Origin of the sequence: Candidatus Chlorohelix sp., assembly GCF_037138995.1 — a bacterium.
In the GTDB taxonomy this organism is placed as follows: Bacteria; Chloroflexota; Chloroflexia; order Chloroheliales; family Chloroheliaceae; genus Chlorohelix.
In genome coordinates, this window is the sequence record NZ_JBAXHI010000015.1 from 20,770 (window position 1) to 39,581 (window position 18,812).

Annotated in this window: 17 protein-coding genes; 11 read left to right on the top strand and 6 right to left on the bottom strand. The window is 46.7% G+C overall.

Annotated features, from left to right (window positions below; all coding sequences use genetic code 11):
- Positions 1-44 precede the first annotated feature (44 nt).
- The 3 genes from WCK19_RS08765 (at position 45) to WCK19_RS08775 (ending at position 2,376) form a co-directional block, all read left to right on the top strand.
- The gene (locus WCK19_RS08765; protein ID WP_342397002.1) at positions 45-1,199 is read left to right on the top strand and encodes a pyridoxal phosphate-dependent aminotransferase; all 1,155 of its coding nucleotides are present in this window, start codon (positions 45-47) and stop codon (positions 1,197-1,199) included.
- Positions 1,200-1,287: 88 nt separating this feature from the next.
- On the top strand, positions 1,288-1,704 hold the full coding sequence (locus WCK19_RS08770; RefSeq protein ID WP_342397003.1) for a thioesterase family protein: 417 nt from the start codon (positions 1,288-1,290) through the stop codon (positions 1,702-1,704).
- 12 nt (positions 1,705-1,716) lie between these two features.
- On the top strand, positions 1,717-2,376 hold the full coding sequence (locus WCK19_RS08775) for an NUDIX domain-containing protein (protein WP_342397004.1): 660 nt from the start codon (positions 1,717-1,719) through the stop codon (positions 2,374-2,376).
- 22 nt (positions 2,377-2,398) lie between these two features.
- On the opposite strand, the gene WCK19_RS08780 is transcribed toward WCK19_RS08775, so the two are convergent.
- On the bottom strand, positions 2,399-2,950 hold the full coding sequence (locus WCK19_RS08780; RefSeq protein ID WP_342397005.1) for a macro domain-containing protein: 552 nt from the start codon (positions 2,948-2,950) through the stop codon (positions 2,399-2,401).
- A gap of 221 nt (positions 2,951-3,171) precedes the next feature.
- Here WCK19_RS08780 and WCK19_RS08785 point away from each other — a divergent pair, with 221 nt between their 5' ends.
- From WCK19_RS08785 to prmA, 8 genes are all read left to right on the top strand, one after another.
- Complete coding sequence (locus WCK19_RS08785) at positions 3,172-4,512, top strand: hypothetical protein (protein ID WP_342397006.1); 1,341 nt, start codon at positions 3,172-3,174, stop codon at positions 4,510-4,512.
- 18 nt (positions 4,513-4,530) lie between these two features.
- Positions 4,531-5,340, top strand: a complete 810-nt coding sequence (locus tag WCK19_RS08790; protein ID WP_342397007.1) for an ATP-binding cassette domain-containing protein — start codon at positions 4,531-4,533, stop codon at positions 5,338-5,340.
- Positions 5,341-5,410: 70 nt separating this feature from the next.
- Entirely contained in the window at positions 5,411-6,631 is a 1,221-nt protein-coding gene (locus WCK19_RS08795; protein ID WP_342397008.1) for an ABC transporter substrate-binding protein, read from the top strand.
- Between the two features lie 99 nt (positions 6,632-6,730).
- Positions 6,731-7,900 (top strand): aminotransferase class I/II-fold pyridoxal phosphate-dependent enzyme, encoded by a 1,170-nt coding sequence (locus WCK19_RS08800; protein WP_342397009.1) that lies wholly within the window; start codon positions 6,731-6,733, stop codon positions 7,898-7,900.
- Positions 7,901-8,063: 163 nt separating this feature from the next.
- Complete coding sequence (locus WCK19_RS08805; protein WP_342397010.1) at positions 8,064-9,089, top strand: glycosyltransferase family 2 protein; 1,026 nt, start codon at positions 8,064-8,066, stop codon at positions 9,087-9,089.
- A 17-nt stretch (positions 9,090-9,106) separates the two neighbouring features.
- On the top strand, positions 9,107-10,666 hold the full coding sequence (locus WCK19_RS08810) for an undecaprenyl-phosphate glucose phosphotransferase (protein WP_342397011.1): 1,560 nt from the start codon (positions 9,107-9,109) through the stop codon (positions 10,664-10,666).
- A 12-nt stretch (positions 10,667-10,678) separates the two neighbouring features.
- A complete protein-coding gene (locus WCK19_RS08815; RefSeq protein WP_342397012.1) occupies positions 10,679-11,446 on the top strand; it encodes an alpha/beta fold hydrolase in 768 nt (255 codons plus the stop codon).
- Entirely contained in the window at positions 11,443-12,465 is a 1,023-nt protein-coding gene (prmA, locus tag WCK19_RS08820) for a 50S ribosomal protein L11 methyltransferase (protein WP_342397013.1), read from the top strand. The genes WCK19_RS08815 and prmA overlap by 4 nt, the downstream gene beginning before the upstream one ends.
- On the opposite strand, the gene WCK19_RS08825 is transcribed toward prmA, so the two are convergent.
- The 5 genes from WCK19_RS08825 to WCK19_RS08845 form a co-directional block, all read right to left on the bottom strand.
- Positions 12,462-14,840 (bottom strand): hypothetical protein, encoded by a 2,379-nt coding sequence (locus WCK19_RS08825; protein WP_342397014.1) that lies wholly within the window; start codon positions 14,838-14,840, stop codon positions 12,462-12,464. The two genes, prmA and WCK19_RS08825, sit on opposite strands and share 4 nt — an antisense overlap.
- Before the next feature lie 37 nt (positions 14,841-14,877).
- The gene (locus WCK19_RS08830; protein WP_342397015.1) at positions 14,878-15,792 is read right to left on the bottom strand and encodes a glucosaminidase domain-containing protein; all 915 of its coding nucleotides are present in this window, start codon (positions 15,790-15,792) and stop codon (positions 14,878-14,880) included.
- Positions 15,793-15,802: 10 nt separating this feature from the next.
- Complete coding sequence (locus WCK19_RS08835) at positions 15,803-16,600, bottom strand: hypothetical protein (protein ID WP_342397016.1); 798 nt, start codon at positions 16,598-16,600, stop codon at positions 15,803-15,805.
- Between the two features lie 277 nt (positions 16,601-16,877).
- Positions 16,878-17,879 (bottom strand): chlorophyll synthase ChlG, encoded by a 1,002-nt coding sequence (chlG, locus tag WCK19_RS08840; protein ID WP_342397017.1) that lies wholly within the window; start codon positions 17,877-17,879, stop codon positions 16,878-16,880.
- 167 nt (positions 17,880-18,046) lie between these two features.
- The gene (locus tag WCK19_RS08845; protein ID WP_342397018.1) at positions 18,047-18,811 is read right to left on the bottom strand and encodes a hypothetical protein; all 765 of its coding nucleotides are present in this window, start codon (positions 18,809-18,811) and stop codon (positions 18,047-18,049) included.
- Between the last annotated feature and the right edge of the window lies 1 nt (position 18,812).

The window sequence follows — 18,812 nt, forward strand, 5'->3', positions numbered from 1 at the left end:
GTCGCGATTGCGGCTCTGAAATTTTTGGAGAGAGTGGAAGAGATATGAAAGAACTGGCATCAAAACCACAACTGATGAAGCGGAGCGGTATCCGTGAGATTTTGGAAATGGCGGTTAAAACGCCCGGTTGTATTCGTCTTGAAATTGGCGAACCGAATTTTCCTACCCCGCAGCATATCATAGAAGCTGCCCATAAAGCCGCTCTTGAAGGTCACACTAAATATACCCAATCTGCCGGATACCCTATTTTGCGTGAAGCGGTTTTGCAGAAAGCTATCAAGTACAATCACTACCAGAATATTACAGTTGATAATGTGGTGATAACGCCCGGTTCTACCCCCGGTCTGATGGGCATCTTTACCACGCTGATTAATCCGGGCGATGAAGTATTAGTGCCAGACCCGGGTTGGCCAATGTATGCAAATCAGGTAACACTATTGGGCGGCAAGCCTACTTTTTACCCCACTCGCGCTGAAAACGACTTTGTGCCGAAACTGGCTGAACTTGAAGCGGTGATTACACCTAAGACAAAAGCGATTGTGCTTTGTAATCCCAGCAACCCAACTGGGGCGGTTTATTCCAGCCAGATAGTGCAGGGAATCGTGGAACTTGCTCGCAAGCATGACCTCTATGTTATTTCGGACGAGGTTTACGAAGAATTGATTTTTGAAGGTGAGCCGACTACAGCAGCACTGTTTGACCCGGAACGTGTTATCGGGGTTTACAGCTTTAGCAAAACTTACAGCATGACTGGTTGGCGGGTAGGTTATGTGGTAGCGCCGCAACCCTTTATTGGTTTACTGGCGCGTAGCCTTGAGCCGATGCTAAGTTGCACGGCTGCACCCAACCAAATGGCGGCTCTAACTGCTTTAACAGGTCCACAGGATTGCGTGGCGGAGATGCGCGAGAGCTACCGCCGCCGCCGCGACTTGGTATGTGATATTTTAAAGCAGCGTGGGTTGTACCAATACAAGCCCAGTGGTGCTTTTTATGTAATGATTGATATTAGTACAACTTTGCTTGATAGTTATGATGTAGCCCGCACATTGGTTACGGAGCATAAGGTTTCGTGTGCGCCGGGCGCCACTTTTGGTCCCGAGTCGGGTGGTTTCTTGCGTGTATCATTGGCTACCGCTGAGGACGCACTGGTAGAAGGTGTCACCCGCATTTGCAACTTCATCGACTCGCATCGATTTTAATCAAGCTAATTGGCGGGTTAATGAAAATAACCCGCTGTTGATAATTGGGCAGTTCTGAACCTGACTTATTCAGGAAAGGAAAACAGCGATGAAAAATACGATTGAATTGAGGGTTGACCTCGGCGATACGGATGCTCGTGGAGTAGTGTTTTACCCCAACTATTTCCGCTGGTTTGACCGGGCAACTCACGAATTATTGAGAGCAGTTGGACTTACCCATAGCCAGTTATTAGAACATTATGGGCTGGCACAACCTGTCGTTGAATGTGGTTGCCACTTCATAAGACCTTTGCGTTATGATGATATTGTACGCATTGAATCGGAAGTAGTTGACCTTAAGGAAAAGACTTTCAAATTGGAACACCATCTTTTCAAAGAGGGTGTACTGGTAGGTAGCGGTTATGAATTGCGTATCTGGATAAAAATGGAAGACCCCGATGATGTCGGTAAACTTAAATCCGTATCAATTCCTGAAGAAATGGCTAAACTTCTCAAGGCAAAATAAGATGCAGGTAAAGTGGCTCTAGCTTTTTACTGGCGTGTTCTCAAACGCTGTGCCTCAGACCAAATATTCCGCCATCATTTACAGACTGAGGCATGGCACGAATTTAAAAATCTGCTTCCCGGCAAACTTGTGACTCCTCGTAGTAAGTACGTATATTGTCGGGAATCCAATCCTTTTGTGCCGGGCGGGCGTTGGCTTCCACCCCAAAGCCTTGCTTGGCGACCCGCTGTTTATGGGTTACTCTTTGACCGTGATGACCGTGTGTTGTTGGTTCGTAATAACTCCCTTAGTTTTTACTGGAATTTCCCCGGCGGGGCTATGGGTCGTGGTGAAATGCAACCGGACGCGCTCAAGCGGGAATTTATGGAAGAAACCGGGCTTGAGGTTGAGCTTGGTCCCCTTGTTGATTCTTGGGACGATTTTATAGTGATGCCTACTGGGCAACCTGTACATGGTATCTTGCATTTTTATCTGGTTCGGGTTGTAGGCGGCACCTTGTTGTCCGGTGGCAACAATTTTGATGTGAGTGAAGTGGCTTTCTTTGATAATTATTTTGAAGTGGGCAAGACTGATGAAATGCTTTCACCGCCTGCCCTTCGTCTGAAAAGCCTTATCAACCATGCACGTCAGATGCGCCGCACCCTCAATTATGCTTGCGGTTATCCGCTTTGAAACCCCCGAAAGCGTTTTGCTTTCAAAGCTTTGCCAGCGCATTGCGATAGGTTTCTAAAGCTCTTTCGCCATACATCATAAATAGCACCAGTTCCAGCGTAGCGCTATCCCCCTTTTTCTCAAGATACTCTTTAACAGTTCGCAATACGAGAGGCGCAGCACGTTGGATGGGGTATCCATAAATGCCTGTGCTAATGGAGGGAAAAGCGACACTCTTTAGCTGTTTTTTCTCCGCCAATTCCAACGACTTTAGGTAAGCGCTCGCCAACAAACGCTCGCTTTCAGCCCCACTATATTCGTCATAAATCGGACCTACCGCGTGGATAATGTAGCGGGTGGGTAAGGGGATAAGCCCTGCCGTTGTTATTACCGCGCTGCCGGTGGGGCAACCGCCGAAAGGGCGCGTCAATTCGTAAAGCTCACGTCCGGCGGCATCATGTATTGCGCCATCTACGCCACCCCCGCCTGCCAACGAAGAATTAGCGGCGTTGACAATAGCATCTGTGCCTGCCTGTACAATATCGCCGTGTTGGATTTTAAGTTTTGTTTTCCCAACCATATATTCATCTGCCATAAGCTTTCTCCTATTTGAATTTTATTAAGCAAAGTCTATAATAAGCGTTGATGCAAAAGAATTCAATCAATTAAATCTGCAATTTGCTCGCAATCGGGTTGTTAGATATTTTGCCGTAAGCTATAATATGCGGAAATTCGACTCGCTATATATCCTATCCGCTTGAATGTTGAACAAGTGTATTATTTTGAGTTTCTGGCAAACAAGGAGAGAGTTGCTAAGTGAAAGCATGGCGCACCCGCTCTGAACCACCCATAAAAAAATCTGATGGCTCGCTTATTCCTTATAAAGCCAGTGTAAACCCTAACTTATCACGTCACCAGTTAAGCATGTTAAGTACTTGGTCGCTGCGGGTTTGCGCTCTCGCTCTTGCTGGTTATTTGACCCTCCAAACCGAAATTTCCCAATGGCGTGGAGCTTTCACCTTTGGTTTTGCTTTTGTGGGAGTGGCTATCGGCGTTTATCTCACTTTTCGGATTCTAAGCTTTCCCGACCTAACTATCGAGGGTAGTTATGCGCTAGGCGGATGCGTTACCATTGCGCTTATTCGGTTTCAGGAAGGCGGTTTTTTTGGTAGCCCTTGGGTAGCCACGCTGGTTGCGACATTATGCGGGGCGTTAGCGGGTATGGCTACCGGAATAATCCACACTCGTTTCAAGGTGAATGGGATTCTAGCCGGGATTCTGGTTTCGGCGGCTTTATACAGCATTAACCTACGCGCCATCAATAATCAGGGTATTTTAGCTGCAAATCTAACCTCTACTCCTTCTACGATTCTCGATCAGGTAACAACCACGCTGCTAGGGCAACCAGACCCACGCAAGTTGCTTGGCACACTGGAAGGCGATTTTGTACAGATGGGCGTAATGGCGGCGATTGCGCTTGTGATTGTACTGTTTATCAACTGGTTAATTAATACCGAAATCGGTTTTGCTATGCGTGCTACCGGCGATAATGAAAATATGATCCGAGCATTGGGGGTAAATACCAATAACACCAAAATTATGGTACTGATGCTTTCTAACGCTATGATAGCTCTATGTGGGGCGTTGGTGGCGCAATACCAGCGTAGCGCCAGTGTTACAGCCGGACAAGGCATTATCGTTACAGGGGTGGCGGCGGTCATTATCGGAGAAACCTTCCTGCCTCCCCGTATAACTTTATTTGCTTTGACGGGCGCGGTTATCGGCGCGATTGTCTATCGCTTTATTTTCTCAGGCGTATTCAATCTCGCTCTGACTCAGGCGGTTGGGTTGCGCTTGTTGGTTACACTACTTTCTGTCGCTTTCGTTAGCTGGCTTGCTTATCTCACCTTGAATGAATTTACACCGCGCTGGATAACCATTACCAGTATCTTTGTTGGGGCTTTTGTGGGAGTGTTTTTGAGCAGCCTCTTATATTACCTCCCAATCTATCTCTTTAACTGGGAACTCGATAAGAACCTGATTGTGAAGCTGGAAGCGGGTGATATACAGATTGCGCTGGCTTTGCTGGTTTTAATTGCCTTAGTTATTCCTAGTTTGAGGCGCAATCTAGGTTTGCGAGCATTAACGGCACATTGATAGTTTTTACTGGACAATATGTTAGAACTTAACTCAATTCACAAAACTTTTAACCCCGGTGATGTTAACGAAATCAAAGCCCTTCGCGGTATTGACCTGACTCTCGATGTTGGCGAGTTCGTGACCGTTATTGGCAGCAATGGGGCGGGTAAATCCACCTTGCTAAATTCGGTGGCGGGTGTTTTCCAACCAGATGAGGGGAAGATTTATATAGATAATACTGATGTCACCCGTTGGGCAGAACATCACCGCGCCCGCTTGGTCGGACGGGTATTTCAAGACCCGTTACGTGGCACTGCCGCCTCAATGTCCATAGAACAGAACATGGCGATTGCGTTGCTGCGAGGCAAACGACGGGGGTTGGGGCAAGGGCTACGGCGCAAGGATCGCCCTGTTTTTCGGGAACATTTGGCATTGCTGGGTTTGGGCTTAGAAGATCGTTTGCAAAGCAAGGTCGGTTTGCTTTCAGGTGGGCAACGCCAATCACTTACCCTTTTGATGGCGACTCTTACCAAGCCCCGCGTATTGTTGCTGGATGAACATATAGCCGCACTTGACCCTGCTACTGCCGAACAGGTGCTTCAGCTAACCAACAAATTAGTACGTGACTACCATTTAACCACTTTAATGGTGACTCACAATATGAGTCAAGCTCTTTCGATGGGGACTCGCACGCTGATGATGCATCAGGGGCAGATAATTTTAGATTTGAGAGGCGAGGAACGCGCCCGTCTTACTGTTACTGACCTGATTAATAAATTTACGGAACTACGAGGGAAAGGCAAGCTGGATGAATCTATAGTAGATGATGAATTGCTTTTAAGTTAGCCTTCCCGTCCGGTTTTAATGCCAAACCTATTGTTGGTTGTCCCGTCTGATATTTATGGAGGAGATGAAATTGAGAAAATTCGCTGGTTTTAATCTACGCCGAGTTTCTTTATTCTTGGTGTTGAGTCTTTCGCTGGTCACTTTTCTGGCGGCTTGTGGTGATAATACTGCTACACCTGTACCCGCAACTACTACTACTGCTGCTGCTACAACAGCGGGCGCTGCAACTACCGCAGGCGCAACCACTGCCGCCGCTACTACTGCGAGTGTAGCCACCACTGCAAGCGCAACTACAGCTGTTGCTGCTACTACCGGAGCAGGTGGCGCTGCCAAGAGCGTAGCTTGTACCGCGCCAACTGCTGCTGCTACCAACGGCAAGACTTACAAAATAGCTATTGCGGTGCAAGCACCCATTCCCGCGCTTTCCAACGCTATCAAAGGTACTAAAGAGGGTTTGGCTACTTGCGGTTTTATTGAAGGTAAGAACGTAACCTACAGTTTGGGCGATGCTAACGGCGATATTCCCAGCCTGAAAACCATCGGTGACAAGTTCCGCGATGAAAAACCCGACCTGATTATAGCGGTTGGTACACAGGCGTTGGTTAATATGTACAATACCAACCCAAACACTCCGATTGTTTTCAATGCTACTACTAATCCTTACGTGGCATTGAAGGATGTGGTAAAAACGCCTACCGACCATGGCAATGTGACGGGCGTGCAGGCGCTTGCTCCGATTAAGGAAGCGCTTGAATATGCAAAAATAGTAGCACCAAATGCTAAGAATATTGGTCTGGTCTGGACTACTAGCGAGCAGAATAGCGCGGTTAATACCGATATTGCCAAGCAAGAAGCGCCGGGACTTGGTTTGACCATTGTTGAAGCGCCTATTAGCAAGCGCGAGGAAGTGCAACAAGCCGCCCAATCAATTGCCGATAAGGTGGATGTATTTTTCAGCACTACCGACGTATCGGTGGTTGACCAACTGGAAGCATTGGTGCAGGTGGCAATTGCCAAGAAGAAGCCCGTTATTTCTAATGACCCATCCTCAGCTCCACGTGGGGTTGCGTTGGCTTATGGCATTGACTACTACAACAACGGCGTTTCTTCCGCTAAACTGGCTTCCCGCATTCTAAACGGCGAGGCTGCCAGCAAAGTGGATATTGAAAAGGAAAAGGATTTTGGTCTGGTAATAAATCTTGAGGGCGCACAGTTAATGGGTGTCAAATTGCCCGATGCTATTCTGAGCAAAGCTTCGGTCAAATACGACAAGATTACGCCTAACAAATAGGTTTAGAGTTAGCAGGCATCAGGTTAAGGGGGTTAAGCAAAAACCACACCTGATGCCTATCTTTTTACTCTCAACTGTTATTCTGGAACTGGAGAAATTATGTCTGTGCGTATCTCGCAGAAAGCCGGGATGTTTTCTGAGTCGGTTATTCGGGAGATGACTCGTATTTTTCTAGCAAGGGGCGATAAGCCCGGCGTTAATTTGGCACAGGGCTTCCCGGATTTCCCCGCGCCCGCCGCGATGAAAGAAGCTGCCAGTCGCGCTATTCACGCTGATATAAATCAGTATGCTATCACATGGGGTTCTAAATCCCTACGCAATGCGATTGCAGAGAAAGTGGCAAAATTCAGCGGGTTTTATCCCGACCCAGAACGCGAAATAACGGTGGCATGTGGCGCAACCGAAGCGATGATGGCAGCAATGTTGGCAGTGGTTGACCCCGGAGACGAGGTTATTGTATTCGAGCCTTTCTATGAGAACTATGGACCGGATGCGATTCTCTCAGGCGCACAACCGCGTTTCGTCACCTTGCATGAACCGGATTGGCATTTCGATGAGGCTGAACTGAGTGCCGCTTTTAACAACAAAACTCGCGCCATTATTATTAATACGCCCAATAATCCAACCGGAAAAGTGTTCAATCGTGCCGAACTGGAATTTATCGGCGCGTTGTGCCAGAAGTGGAACGTGGTGGCGATTACCGATGAAATTTACGAACACATGGTGTACGAAGGCGAACACATCAGCCTTGCTACCCTGCCCGGTATGTACGAGCATACTATTACTATTAGTGGGCTTTCCAAAACCTATAGCGCAACCGGATGGCGCATCGGCTGGTTAATCGCCCCTCCTCATATCTCGGCTGCAATTCGTAAGGTTCACGACTTCTTGACGGTGGGCGCGGCTGCCCCCTTGCAAGAAGGCGCTGCCACTGCGCTGGCTTTCCCCGATAGCTATTACCATGATTTGCAAAAAATGTATCTGGAAAAGCGCAACAAAATGGTTGGTATTCTGGAAAAAGCGGGCTTCGAGGTTTATAAGCCCAACGGGGCTTATTACATTATGACCGACATAAGCCGTTTTGGTTTCCCCGATGATATGACTTTTGCCCGCTATCTGGTGGATAAAATTGGGGTGGGGTCAGTACCGGGCAGCAGTTTCTACCGCCATCCGGAATTTGGCAAAAGCAAAGTTCGCTTTACTTTCTGTAAGAAGCCCGAAACGCTCGACCTTGCCGCTGAGCTATTGAGCAAGTTGCAACCCCGTTAAAAATTGCATCTGATTGTCAGGGGAGTTACGGTTATTGCGTTTAACTGAGTAGCTCCTCAATCAGGCTTAATACAGCTATTTCCAACTACCCCAGATTTTGCTATAATTCCATCAATAAGACTACATAGACTGCCTAATATAAATCTGATACGAAGGGTGAAAATTGCAAGAATCAGAGCTAAGAACTTCACAGGGGGTAGCCACGTCCGAAAATAGAGAAGCTGGGAAATTTCTAACCGATCTTGATATTATTATCGTTAATTATAAAACTCCTACCCTCCTGCGCGATTGCCTTACCTCTATTTTTAGCAGCTATTGTAAATTCGATTACCGGGTTTATGTGGTAGATAACGGCTCGCAAGATGATAGCGTGGAGATGGTCAGGCGCGAGTTTGAGAATAAATATCCTAACCTGCATTTAATTGCCAGCACTGAAAACGGCGGTTTCGCTTACGGGAACAACCTAGCTTTGCGGCAGGCTTGCCCGTTGCCTGATAGCGTTACCCTCGATAATTATAATCCCGGCTCAGGCTGCTTGCCACAGGCGCGTTACATCTTACTGTTAAATCCTGACACAGTATTATCGCCGGAAGCCTTGCAGATAACGCTTGATTTTATGGAAGCTACCCCGCAGGCAGGCGCGGTAGGTCCCAAACTGGTACGGGCTAATGGAAAGCTAGATTTGGCTTGCCGCCGCAGTTTTCCTACTCCTGAAATCTCCTTCTGGCATATGACCGGATTAAGCAAGCTATTTCCGAAGAATCGTTTGTTTGCGCGTTATAACCTTACCTTTTTAGACCCTGATACGTTATATGAAGTGGATAGCGTATGTGGCGCATTTATGCTGGTGAGGGCTGAAGCGTTGGCGCAGGTTGGCTATCTTGATGAGAAGTTTTTTATGTATGGTGAGGATTTGGATTGGGCTTTGCGGATAAAGCAAAAGGGCTGGAAAATTTTCTATAACCCCGCCACTACTGTGCTGCACCTGAAAGGCGAAAGCAGTAAGCAGCGCTCTGTCGGGGCAATCATTAATTTCTACCATGCAATGGATGTTTTTTACCGCAAACATTACACCAAGCAAACCTTTTTTTTACTTAACTGGCTTATATATGGCGGCATTTGGGGCAAAGCCGGGCTTACCCTAGCGATTAATTACTTTCGTCCTAAAGAACAACGCCGTGTATCCTGATATATCAGTGGCGAACCTTGAGTAGTCAAAAACCAACTAAAAATAATTCGCCTGCCGGTTTAGATGAACAACCTGTTCTCCCGGCAAATACACCGCTCACAGGTTTATCGGCGGCTGCCGATGCCTCGCTGATGGACACTGATTTGGTTACTCTTACTAAATATCATAAGAGCGCCGGGGATTTTGCCCAGATTTTTACTTTTATTACGCTGGTTTTACTTGATATAGCGATGATTACGCTAGGTTTTGTGACAGCCTATGCCTTTCGCGCCAAAATAACCTTTGGTGGTCCGCTAATAACTTATTCCCCTACAAATTATGCAGTTATTTTGCCGATAAGCGTAGTCACTGTTTTGGTTGGCTTCTATTATCGGCGGCTCTATAGCTTGAAACGTGGCTATAGCCGTATAGATGAGTTCTACCGTATTTGCGCTGCTGTTACTCTTGGTATAATTCTGGCTATTGCTTTGAATTCAGTGATTCTGGGTGGTAGTTTTCAATACTCGCGCCAGATTTTAATTTATTCGCTGGTTTTGATAATATTATTTACTACCTTAGCGCGTTTTATTTTCGGGGCAATTCTTGGCTTCCTGCGCCGTAAGGGTGTAACTCAAATAAGACTTTTGCTAGTTGGTAGCGGGGAGGTAGTGGAACGAATTGCTCGAAAAGTAGCCGAATCTCCGGGTTTGGGTTACCGGGTAGTGGGCGTGCTGTCGGATGAACCGCTCGAAAACAGCATTAACAACTTATCCATAGTAGGCAAGTTAAATGAGTTGCGTGAGGTTGTGCCTCGTTATCATGTTGATGAGGTTATCATTGCTATAAGAGGAGCTTCTCAGGATACTCTGTTGGGCTTTGTGGATAAATGCGAAGACCTGCCGGTAAACATTTGGATATATCCCGATGCGTTCCAATTGATTACTACTAACGACGATGCTATCGGTGAGCTTACCGGTCTCCCGCTTTTGAGCGTGAAAGATTCTTCTTTGCGTGGTGTAAATCGCTTTATTAAACGTTCAATGGATGTTGCAATCAGTGCTTTAATCCTGATTTTTTCCTCACCCTTGCTGCTATTGCAGGCTTTATTAATAAAAGTAACCGACCCTAAAGGACCCGTTTTATATACTCAGGAGCGGGTGGGTCTGGACGGCATACCTTTTACCGTATTGAAATTCCGTTCAATGCGTGCCACTTCCGAAAAAACCGGACCCGGTTGGACTGTCAAGAATGACCCGCGTCGTACCAAGATAGGCACATTTATGCGCCGCTTTAGTTTGGATGAAATGCCTCAGTTTATAAATGTGCTAATCGGTGATATGAGCATCGTTGGTCCTCGCCCTGAGCAGGTTTTCAAGGTAGAAGAATTTAGCCAAACCTACCCGCGTTATAGTCGTCGCCACAAAGAAAAGGCGGGCATAACTGGGTGGGCGCAGGTCAACGGTTTGCGAGGAGATACCTCAATCGAAGAACGTATTCGTTATGACCTGTACTATGTAGAAAACTGGTCAATTCTATTCGACATTAAGATAATGCTAAAAACTTTGATAGTGATTTTTACGGATAAGAATGCGTATTAGGAGAAATAGATTATGCAAAAAGCGTCGCTTGGCTGCTTGCTACTGCACGGTTTAAGCTCACATATAAATTGCATTGACCCTGTTGTTGACCGCTTAGAGAAACTGGGTATTCCTTACCGTATGCCGGCGCTGCGAGGGCATATGTCTAAACCAGAAGACCTACAAGGGGTTAGTTGGCAGGATTGGTACGCTGATGCGGAAAAAGCCTTAAAAGAGCTTTTACAAGTGGCGGATAAGGCTGTAATTATAGGGCTTTCGATGGGGGGTGTTGTCTCTCTTGACCTAACGCTTGCCTATCAGGAGCAACTGGCGGGCTTGGTGACTATCGCTGCTGCGTTAAAATATTCCGACCCGCGCACGAATCTGCTGCCGCTACTGGTGCGTTTCCAGAAAAAGATAGTTTTCCAATTCAACCCCGCCGATTACTGTGACCCCGATATGCTAAAGACCAATCAGAACTATAAATGGATTCCTACCCACGCGGCGTTACAACTCTATCGCTATCAGCAGCGGATACGCAAGCCCAATTTGATGGCGCAAATTAAAATCCCTACGCTGGTGATTGCTGCGCAGAGAGACCGCACCATTGACCCCAAAATTCAGCAGTGGTTATACGATAATCTTGGTAGCAAAGAAAAAACCTTGAAATGGTTTTATCGTAGCGGTCATGAAATGCTGCGAGATGGCGAAAAAACTGAAGCGCTGGACGAAATTGAAAAATTTGTGGCTAAATTGCACGACCGTGCCGCAAACGAGTTAGGACAAAAACAAAAAGCATGAACGATACAGCCTCAAGTTGGCTTGAACTGGCGGTAGTGGCGGAAGCAGAAGCAGTGGAAGCCATTACCGAGCTTTTTACACGCTATGGTTACAATCAAGGGGTGGTTATCGAAGAACCGATAAAACCCGGTGCCGATGGCGGCGCTGAGATTGACCCCGAAGGTTTGGTGACGGTACGCACTTATCTGCCGCTCAACCCTGAAAATTCCGAAGAGCAACAGGCACAGGTTCAAAAACTTAGAGAAGGTTTATGGTATTTGGGGCGAATGTTGCACATAGAGGATTTGCAAGTAGCCGAAAAGCTCGAAGAAGATTGGGCTAATGCTTGGAAACAATACTATCAGGTGCATCGGTTGGGAAAGCGCACCGTAATCAAACCACCGTGGCAGCCCTATGTTTCCGAACCTGATGATATAGTGGTGGAAATTGACCCCGGTATGGCTTTTGGAACGGGTTTGCACCCTACCACTCGTCTTTGCCTATTGCTGGCAGAAGAACAAATCCCTTTGCTATTGGCGCAAAAGGAAAATGAGCGCATTAAATCCCTCGATGTGGGGACAGGTAGCGGCATATTGGCTATTGCCGCCGCGAAATTAGGCGCAAGTTTAACCATAGGGGTTGATACTGACCCGGTAGCGGTGCAATCTGCCGCTGAAAATGTTTCCCGGAACGGTCTGGAAGAGCGCATAATAGTGGCGGCAGGTTCGCTGGCAGTGGAGAAAAGCATTGCAAGCGGCGGCTTTTACAGCTTCCCGGAGGATGCACAGCGTGTACCGGAAGCCTTGATAACCCATGCGCCTTACGATGTTGTGCTGGCAAATATTATTGCGCGGGTGCTTGGGGCCCTGGCTAATGCTTTTGCGTTGGTTTTAAAGCCCGGTGGAAAGCTGATTGTAAGCGGCATTATTTCCGAGAAAGAAACGGAAGTAGTTCAGGCATTTGAACAGGTAGGGCTGAAAATACTGGAACGACGCAGCGAAAACGATTGGGTGGCGCTGCTGGCAGAAAAACCCGTTTAAGCTCCAAGTCTGGCTTTAAGCAATAACGGGGCAACTTTTTTAGGGGTAAAGAGCTTTTCAAGCTCGGTGCGAATAAACTCTGGTAATTTTTCGGGAGTGCGAATCGCCTTTTTGCCGGAAAGCCTCCCGATATAATCTCCGGGTAGCGGTTCAAACGCGCTCAAGTTAACATGTTCATTCTCAATATGTCGCACAATCGCGGCACCCGCCGCCAACTCACGAATGGCTTTTACGCTTCGAGCGGACAGTTTGAGGCGGCGGGCGATACCGTTAAGCCCTGACCCTTCTTGCTTGAAAAATACGTGCATTTGCGCCTGTTCGAGTAACCAACGCCCTGCTCCGTTTGCTCCTACCAGCAGTTCCTCACAATTATCGGTAATCGCCCAAATCTTTTGTCCATATTTTATCGTTTTAAAGAGACTTCCGGCAAAGGTTTTGTCTTGTAATAGCCAGTCGGCTTCACTCACTACAATATTATGGTCGCGCAACCGTCCTGCCATTTCTGTAAAAACCCGTGTCATTATTGAGCGGCGCGTAGTTTCGGGGAGAACCTTTATCTCATCCGGTTCAAAGCCGAACACCAGCAATGGTTCATTAGGCTGGATTTGATCGGTGGGAACTGTAAAAAGCCATGCTAAATCCCCATCCAGTACCAGCCGTGATAGCGCCTCTGCTAGAATCTCATTATTATCGTCAATGGCGCGTTCCCATAGCGATACAGGAGTTAGAGCAATATTCTCATATTGTTGGGCTACCACCGCTCCGAGTAATAGCGATTCCAGACCAACGTCATCTTTTAGTCCAAGCAAATCGCTCAAAAAACGCCCGGTATATTCAATCCATTTTTCGATTTGAGAGAGGGTTTGTAGGTTTGAAGGGCTGGCGGATAGCAAATCTATAAATTGGTGCGGGCGTTGCCACGTCTTTAAGCCGCCCAATTGTCGAGCAGTAACCAGCCATTTTCCAGAAGGGTCAAAAACGCAAAATTTCTGCCCTTGTAGAAAACGCATCGCCATTAAATATTGCGTCATATTGCGGGCAGCCTCGTAATAACGGGTATCTTTTTCACCCATTAGAAAGATGCTTAACCTAGAATCAGGTTTCAGGTAAAATGCTTCACCTGTTCGGCTGTAACCTGCCAGCGTGGCACATTCAACGCTAGAACCGGAAGTGGCGAGTTGTAGCAACTTACCGGCGGTAGTTACATTCTGACGCACCTGTGAAGCAACAGGATGTTCGCCTACTACAAATGGGCGAGCCAATTGTGATAGATTTATCGGCGCACAATCTCGCCACGCCAATTCCAATCCATTCTCCCCGCATACTCGGCGTGGGGTTAGGTGTGCCTCCAGCAAAGCCATTTCAAAGGTTTCGACCTGTTCGGTGAAATGCTCTGGGTCAGAATATAAGGAAAAGCATAGGCTGACTTCGTAAAAGCGTTGTCCTTGCTCCTCTAATGTGGCAAGCCGTTTATTCACTTCGTTTAGTTGTTCGCTCAAATCACGGCTTGCATTTTTAGTACCAACATTCTGTGCGCTTTCCAGCATTTCCAATAAAGTGGCGCTTCTTTTTTCCAGTACCGTTCTCAAGGCAGGGTCGGGTTTGCCCGGTGTAATATGCCCCACAATATCGAAGCGAGCATTTGCCAGCATCTCATTTTCCAGAATCGGGCGCGTCCATCCTCCCTCCACTGAAGGTGGCGGGGCAACTAGCGACCAGTAAGCGCGGGTATCGGTTGTTTGCACGTAATCCTCACCACAGGCAGGTTCAAGATTAACGCCGTATTCGTCCAGAAGTTTTTGTAGCTCAACAGCACAAAGTGGAGTTGCGTCACACGGCAAATTGGTAAAGAGCAAAGCAAGTTGCTCTGCCATTTCTTCTTCACTGTGCGCCCCGATAAGTAGGTAAAATTCCTGTTCGGTTAAGCCGGCTTCCTCAACAGGATATATCAGATTTTCCAGATAATCTTCCAAAAACAAATAAGCCGATTCTTCATCATTCAGGCGTTGTAATACCTGTTCTTGCAAATGCTCATAATAGTTTTTGAGGCTGCCCGGCTTACGGCGCAAAATATACTGAGCCGCTACACCCTCAGGTAAGGAGGCAGTCAACCTGTGCCAAAAATCAGCCTCCTCTCTTTCATCAGTCAGCCCTAAGTTCAGGCGCGAACCTGACAAGCGCAATCCCCCGGTAAGAATCTTTACCCCTTTCGACTTCTTCTTATCAGAAAAGAAAACGAATGGGGTACAATCCTGAGCAAGCTCAATTACCCCGAATCTCTCTACGCCTACCGGATTCAGAACCGGGCGAACCTTGAGAAATCCGGGTCTATGTATGGGCAAATCACGTTTTGGTTGAGGCTTTGCAAAAATCATAACTGGTTACTCTGATAAAGTTGCCGGGTTATTTCGGCTAATTCCCTGAACGCCATTGTGCCACCAGATTATTAACATGTTTGATATAGGCGGTTGGGTTATTATTATCGGCAGCAGGCGCATAAACGGGAACAATTTTCTCAACAGTATTCAATTTCCAACCGTCCACATATAGATTTTTGATAAGTTTGTACCAGTCCTCGATACCTGCATCCCAACCGGGATATTTACGGAAGCCTTGATAATTCTCATAACCGGGTGTGACGCGAATATTGCCAATGGATTTGGTTACGGTAGCTATTCCTTGTGTGCCGGCTGAACTTTCGTGGATGAAGAAAGCAAGCGCGTATGCCGGATTGATACCGTACTTGATACCCAAATCATACATAGTTCGTCCCATTCCGGTTGCAGGAGATTTATAGCTGCTGAGAACCGAGTCAATCTTTTCAGGGCTGATGCTGGGTGCGCCTAAAATGGTGCCTGTTAAGTTTTGGTTAGAAATCTGCCCAACATTACTTTGACCAAAAGTAGTGTAACGTGGCGCTTGCGCTGTAGCGTTCTGAATCCAACCAAAGAAAATTACTGCCAAAAATAAGCCCAGCCCTATTGTAAAAACCCAGCCTATCGCTTTTCGGTAGGGCGAATTTTGGTACAGGTTAACCATAAGAGCCTTTAGCTCGTAAAAGCTGTTTTGGGGGAAAACTGTTGAATGTAACATCTCATTTACTTCATAGTTTGCCCATTGGCGGTTATAGGGTTGTGCTTGATGTATTGTATCCTCATAAGTGTAGCTCCCTTTTGGAGCTACTTTGAATGGTTCCGGTTGATAAATGACTTTGATACTTGCCGGACGGGCTGTGGGAGGTCTTTTTCTCTCAACGCGCCGAGGTTTGTAATCTTGCTCTTCCTCATCCCAGTAATCCCATGTTCTGGCTGTAGCTTCTCGCCCCACTGAGCGCCTCCTACTTTTTCATAATCCGGCGAACTTCATCGCCAGATGCCGGGCGGAATTTGCCGCTATCGTTCATATAAACCAATTCTGAACCATCCACAGTTGCTATCAGGTCAACATGCCCGTCAGCATTTACATCTTCAAGTCGGATTTTGACCGGAGTTAGGTCAGCGTTTTTCCCAAAAAGACGAGGTCCTTTGATAACAGTCATTTTTGCCGTATCTCCACCGGGGATTTCGTAGATGTTAACTTCCCCATTGATGTTTTGGGCAATAAAGTTAGTGGCTTGTCCGGTTTGCTCGTTATGCCCTACCCAGCCGCTAAGCTGCATAGTGCGCGGTCTGCCGTAAGTCATATCATCCTGCCACGTATTCCACCAACCGATTACGGTGGTTATCAATAAAATCATTGTAGTTATTGCGACCAAGCCCCCTATTACCGACAACAACATTTTATAAGGCGCAATATTAGATAAGCTAAGTTTATCAAGAATAGCAAAACGATTATTTATCGTTTTAGGCTGAGGGCGATTATAACGGGGCGCGGGTAAAGCCCTACCTTGGGGCGGCATCATAGCCCGTGGCGGTACATTCGCACGAGCATGCATTGGTGGCGCTACGTTTGGCAGTGGGCGTGGCATATTCACACGAGCGGCTGTACTTTCACCCTGCCCGATTACATTAACTCTGTAAGTAGGCATAGCCATTCTTGGCGTTCCCGGTACATTGGCATGTCGGGGTAAGGGTTGATTCTCATCTTCTTCAAAATCATCATAATGCGAGTAATTGCGAGCCGGATTAGCCATCATCGTTAACTCCTTTTTAGGTTAGGACCTGCTTGTGGTTTGTGAGCAATAGCAGGTGAGCATAGGTATAGGACGAATTTTAGTTTTTATCCTAATTTTACAGAACATAAAGCCTAAAATACAAATGTTCTAATTACCATGTATATAGAACAATTATGCGGATTTGTCAAGAGGTTTTCCGTAAATTCGTTCTAAATTCCTTATGGGGTTTAAAAGCTAATAGAAAATGCCTCTATAATTAGAGGCAAAGAAAGAAGACCGGATTAGAGTGATAATGAGGCTAAAATGTCAGTACGCTCACCACCAGCATACCTGTTACGAAGAATATCTGGCTGTGAGAGTTGTACCAGATGGCTTTTGCCAAGGGCTTTTCAAGAAAGGACTTCTGGTAAAATAATTGCGGCAACATCAGCAGCAAAACAACGGCTGCCGCGAGAAAATGGTGGTCGGCTAAGATGAGATATGCAATTACTGCCAATTGTGCGCTATCTATTAGGGCGCATGTTATTCTGGCAGCAATGCGCGTGCCGTAAACCACCGGGACGCTTGGCAATTTGAGCGCGTAATCTCCCACGATGCTTTTAAAATCATTAGAAATCATTATGCCGGTAGCGCCGAGCGAATAGATAGATATTATAATCAATACTCGTGGGCTGATTTCTCCAAAAATGCTGGCGGCGGCTAACCACGGGAACGCAATATAAGAGACTGCGCTGGTGAGTGGACCGAGCCACGTAAAACGCTTGAGCCGTAGCGGTGGTGCGCTATAAGCGTGTGCTAACCCTATTCCTGCCAGTGAAAGAAAAAACACTACTGTGCCAAGATAGTATGCCGATAATAAGCCTAAAAAGCCCAAGCATCCGATAATGCGGTAGGTTTCCATGAGGGTGATACGTAGGCTTGGAATTGCTCTTGATGGCTCGTTAACCGCATCCACTTCGCGGTCGAAATAGTCATTTATTGCCTGACCCATTCCACACAACAGCGGTCCGGATAAAATTAAACCAACTAATAGCTTTAAAAGAATTTCCAAATCGAGTCGCAAACCGCCTGTTCCTACTGCACCGCACAGGAACGACCAAACCACCGGAACCCAAGTAATGGGTTTCATTATGCTGATGTAAATACTCCAGCGCAGTTTGGCTATTTCAGCAGGTTTAACTTCTTGCGTTTTTCGCACAACCACCTGTGCGCTTTGATTGACTTCGTAATCACTATCAGGTGGTGTGTCGGAAGGATTTATAATTTGCAGATGCGGGTGTTTTTTTCGCTCGTTGTTCATGGGATAATGGCTTTCTAAAGGCAAAAAGACAAGTTTACTCAGGATATTGCCATGTTAGCATAGGCAATATCAGACTCCCGTAGTAGAGGCTACACCTACGGCGTATAAGTTTGATGGCTGCGAACCTTGTTTTTTAAGCCTTATTTAAGGTAATACAGGCGCAGCGATTAGGCCGGAGCTTCCACCTTATGTGTCGGGTTATCGTAGTCGCTATAACGTATCTCGGCATCGTTGCTTCCACTTTTAACCTGAACCAGAGCTACTTGAAAAGTTTGTTTATCATACTTATAGGTCAGGCGGGTCTTATTAATCGTTGTGCTTAATGCGGAGGCGCTATCGGTTTCTATGGCGAAAACGCCCACATCTTTGCCATCGAGCTTCTCATCGTTTTGGGAGTAAAAGAGGCTACCGGCGAGATTAGACGGTATTACTTCATTCAGGCGTGCAGTTATATCGGATAAGGAGGAGTCGCCTGAGTTTTTCTGCCAAGTCTTGCCGTCCACACTAAAGTAAAAATCCTTGCCTATCAGCACAACCTGAGCTTTTTGACCCCCGGTTTCAAGATTTCCCGAAATGCGATCTGGCTTAACAAATACTCCGCTCAAACTAACTCCTGTGGATACCACCGAGAAGCGATATGAATTAGCTTTTCCGGTTGCTTCAAACACTTTCTTAAATACTTCCAAACTACCGCTGTAGTTGCCGGATGCCGGAATAGTTATGATATTTGAGGGAACTGCGCTACTTGCGGTGTTGGCAATAGCAATAGTAGTTACAGGGGCAACCCCTGATGTTACCTGAACAGTAGCTATGGTTGTTACCGTCCGATTAGGGGCAGGAGAAGGCGATTTTACTGCTGTTGGGTTATCCTCACTGCAAGCAACAAGCAATATACAACAACTCAAGAGTATTAGAATATAGATTTTCTTCAAT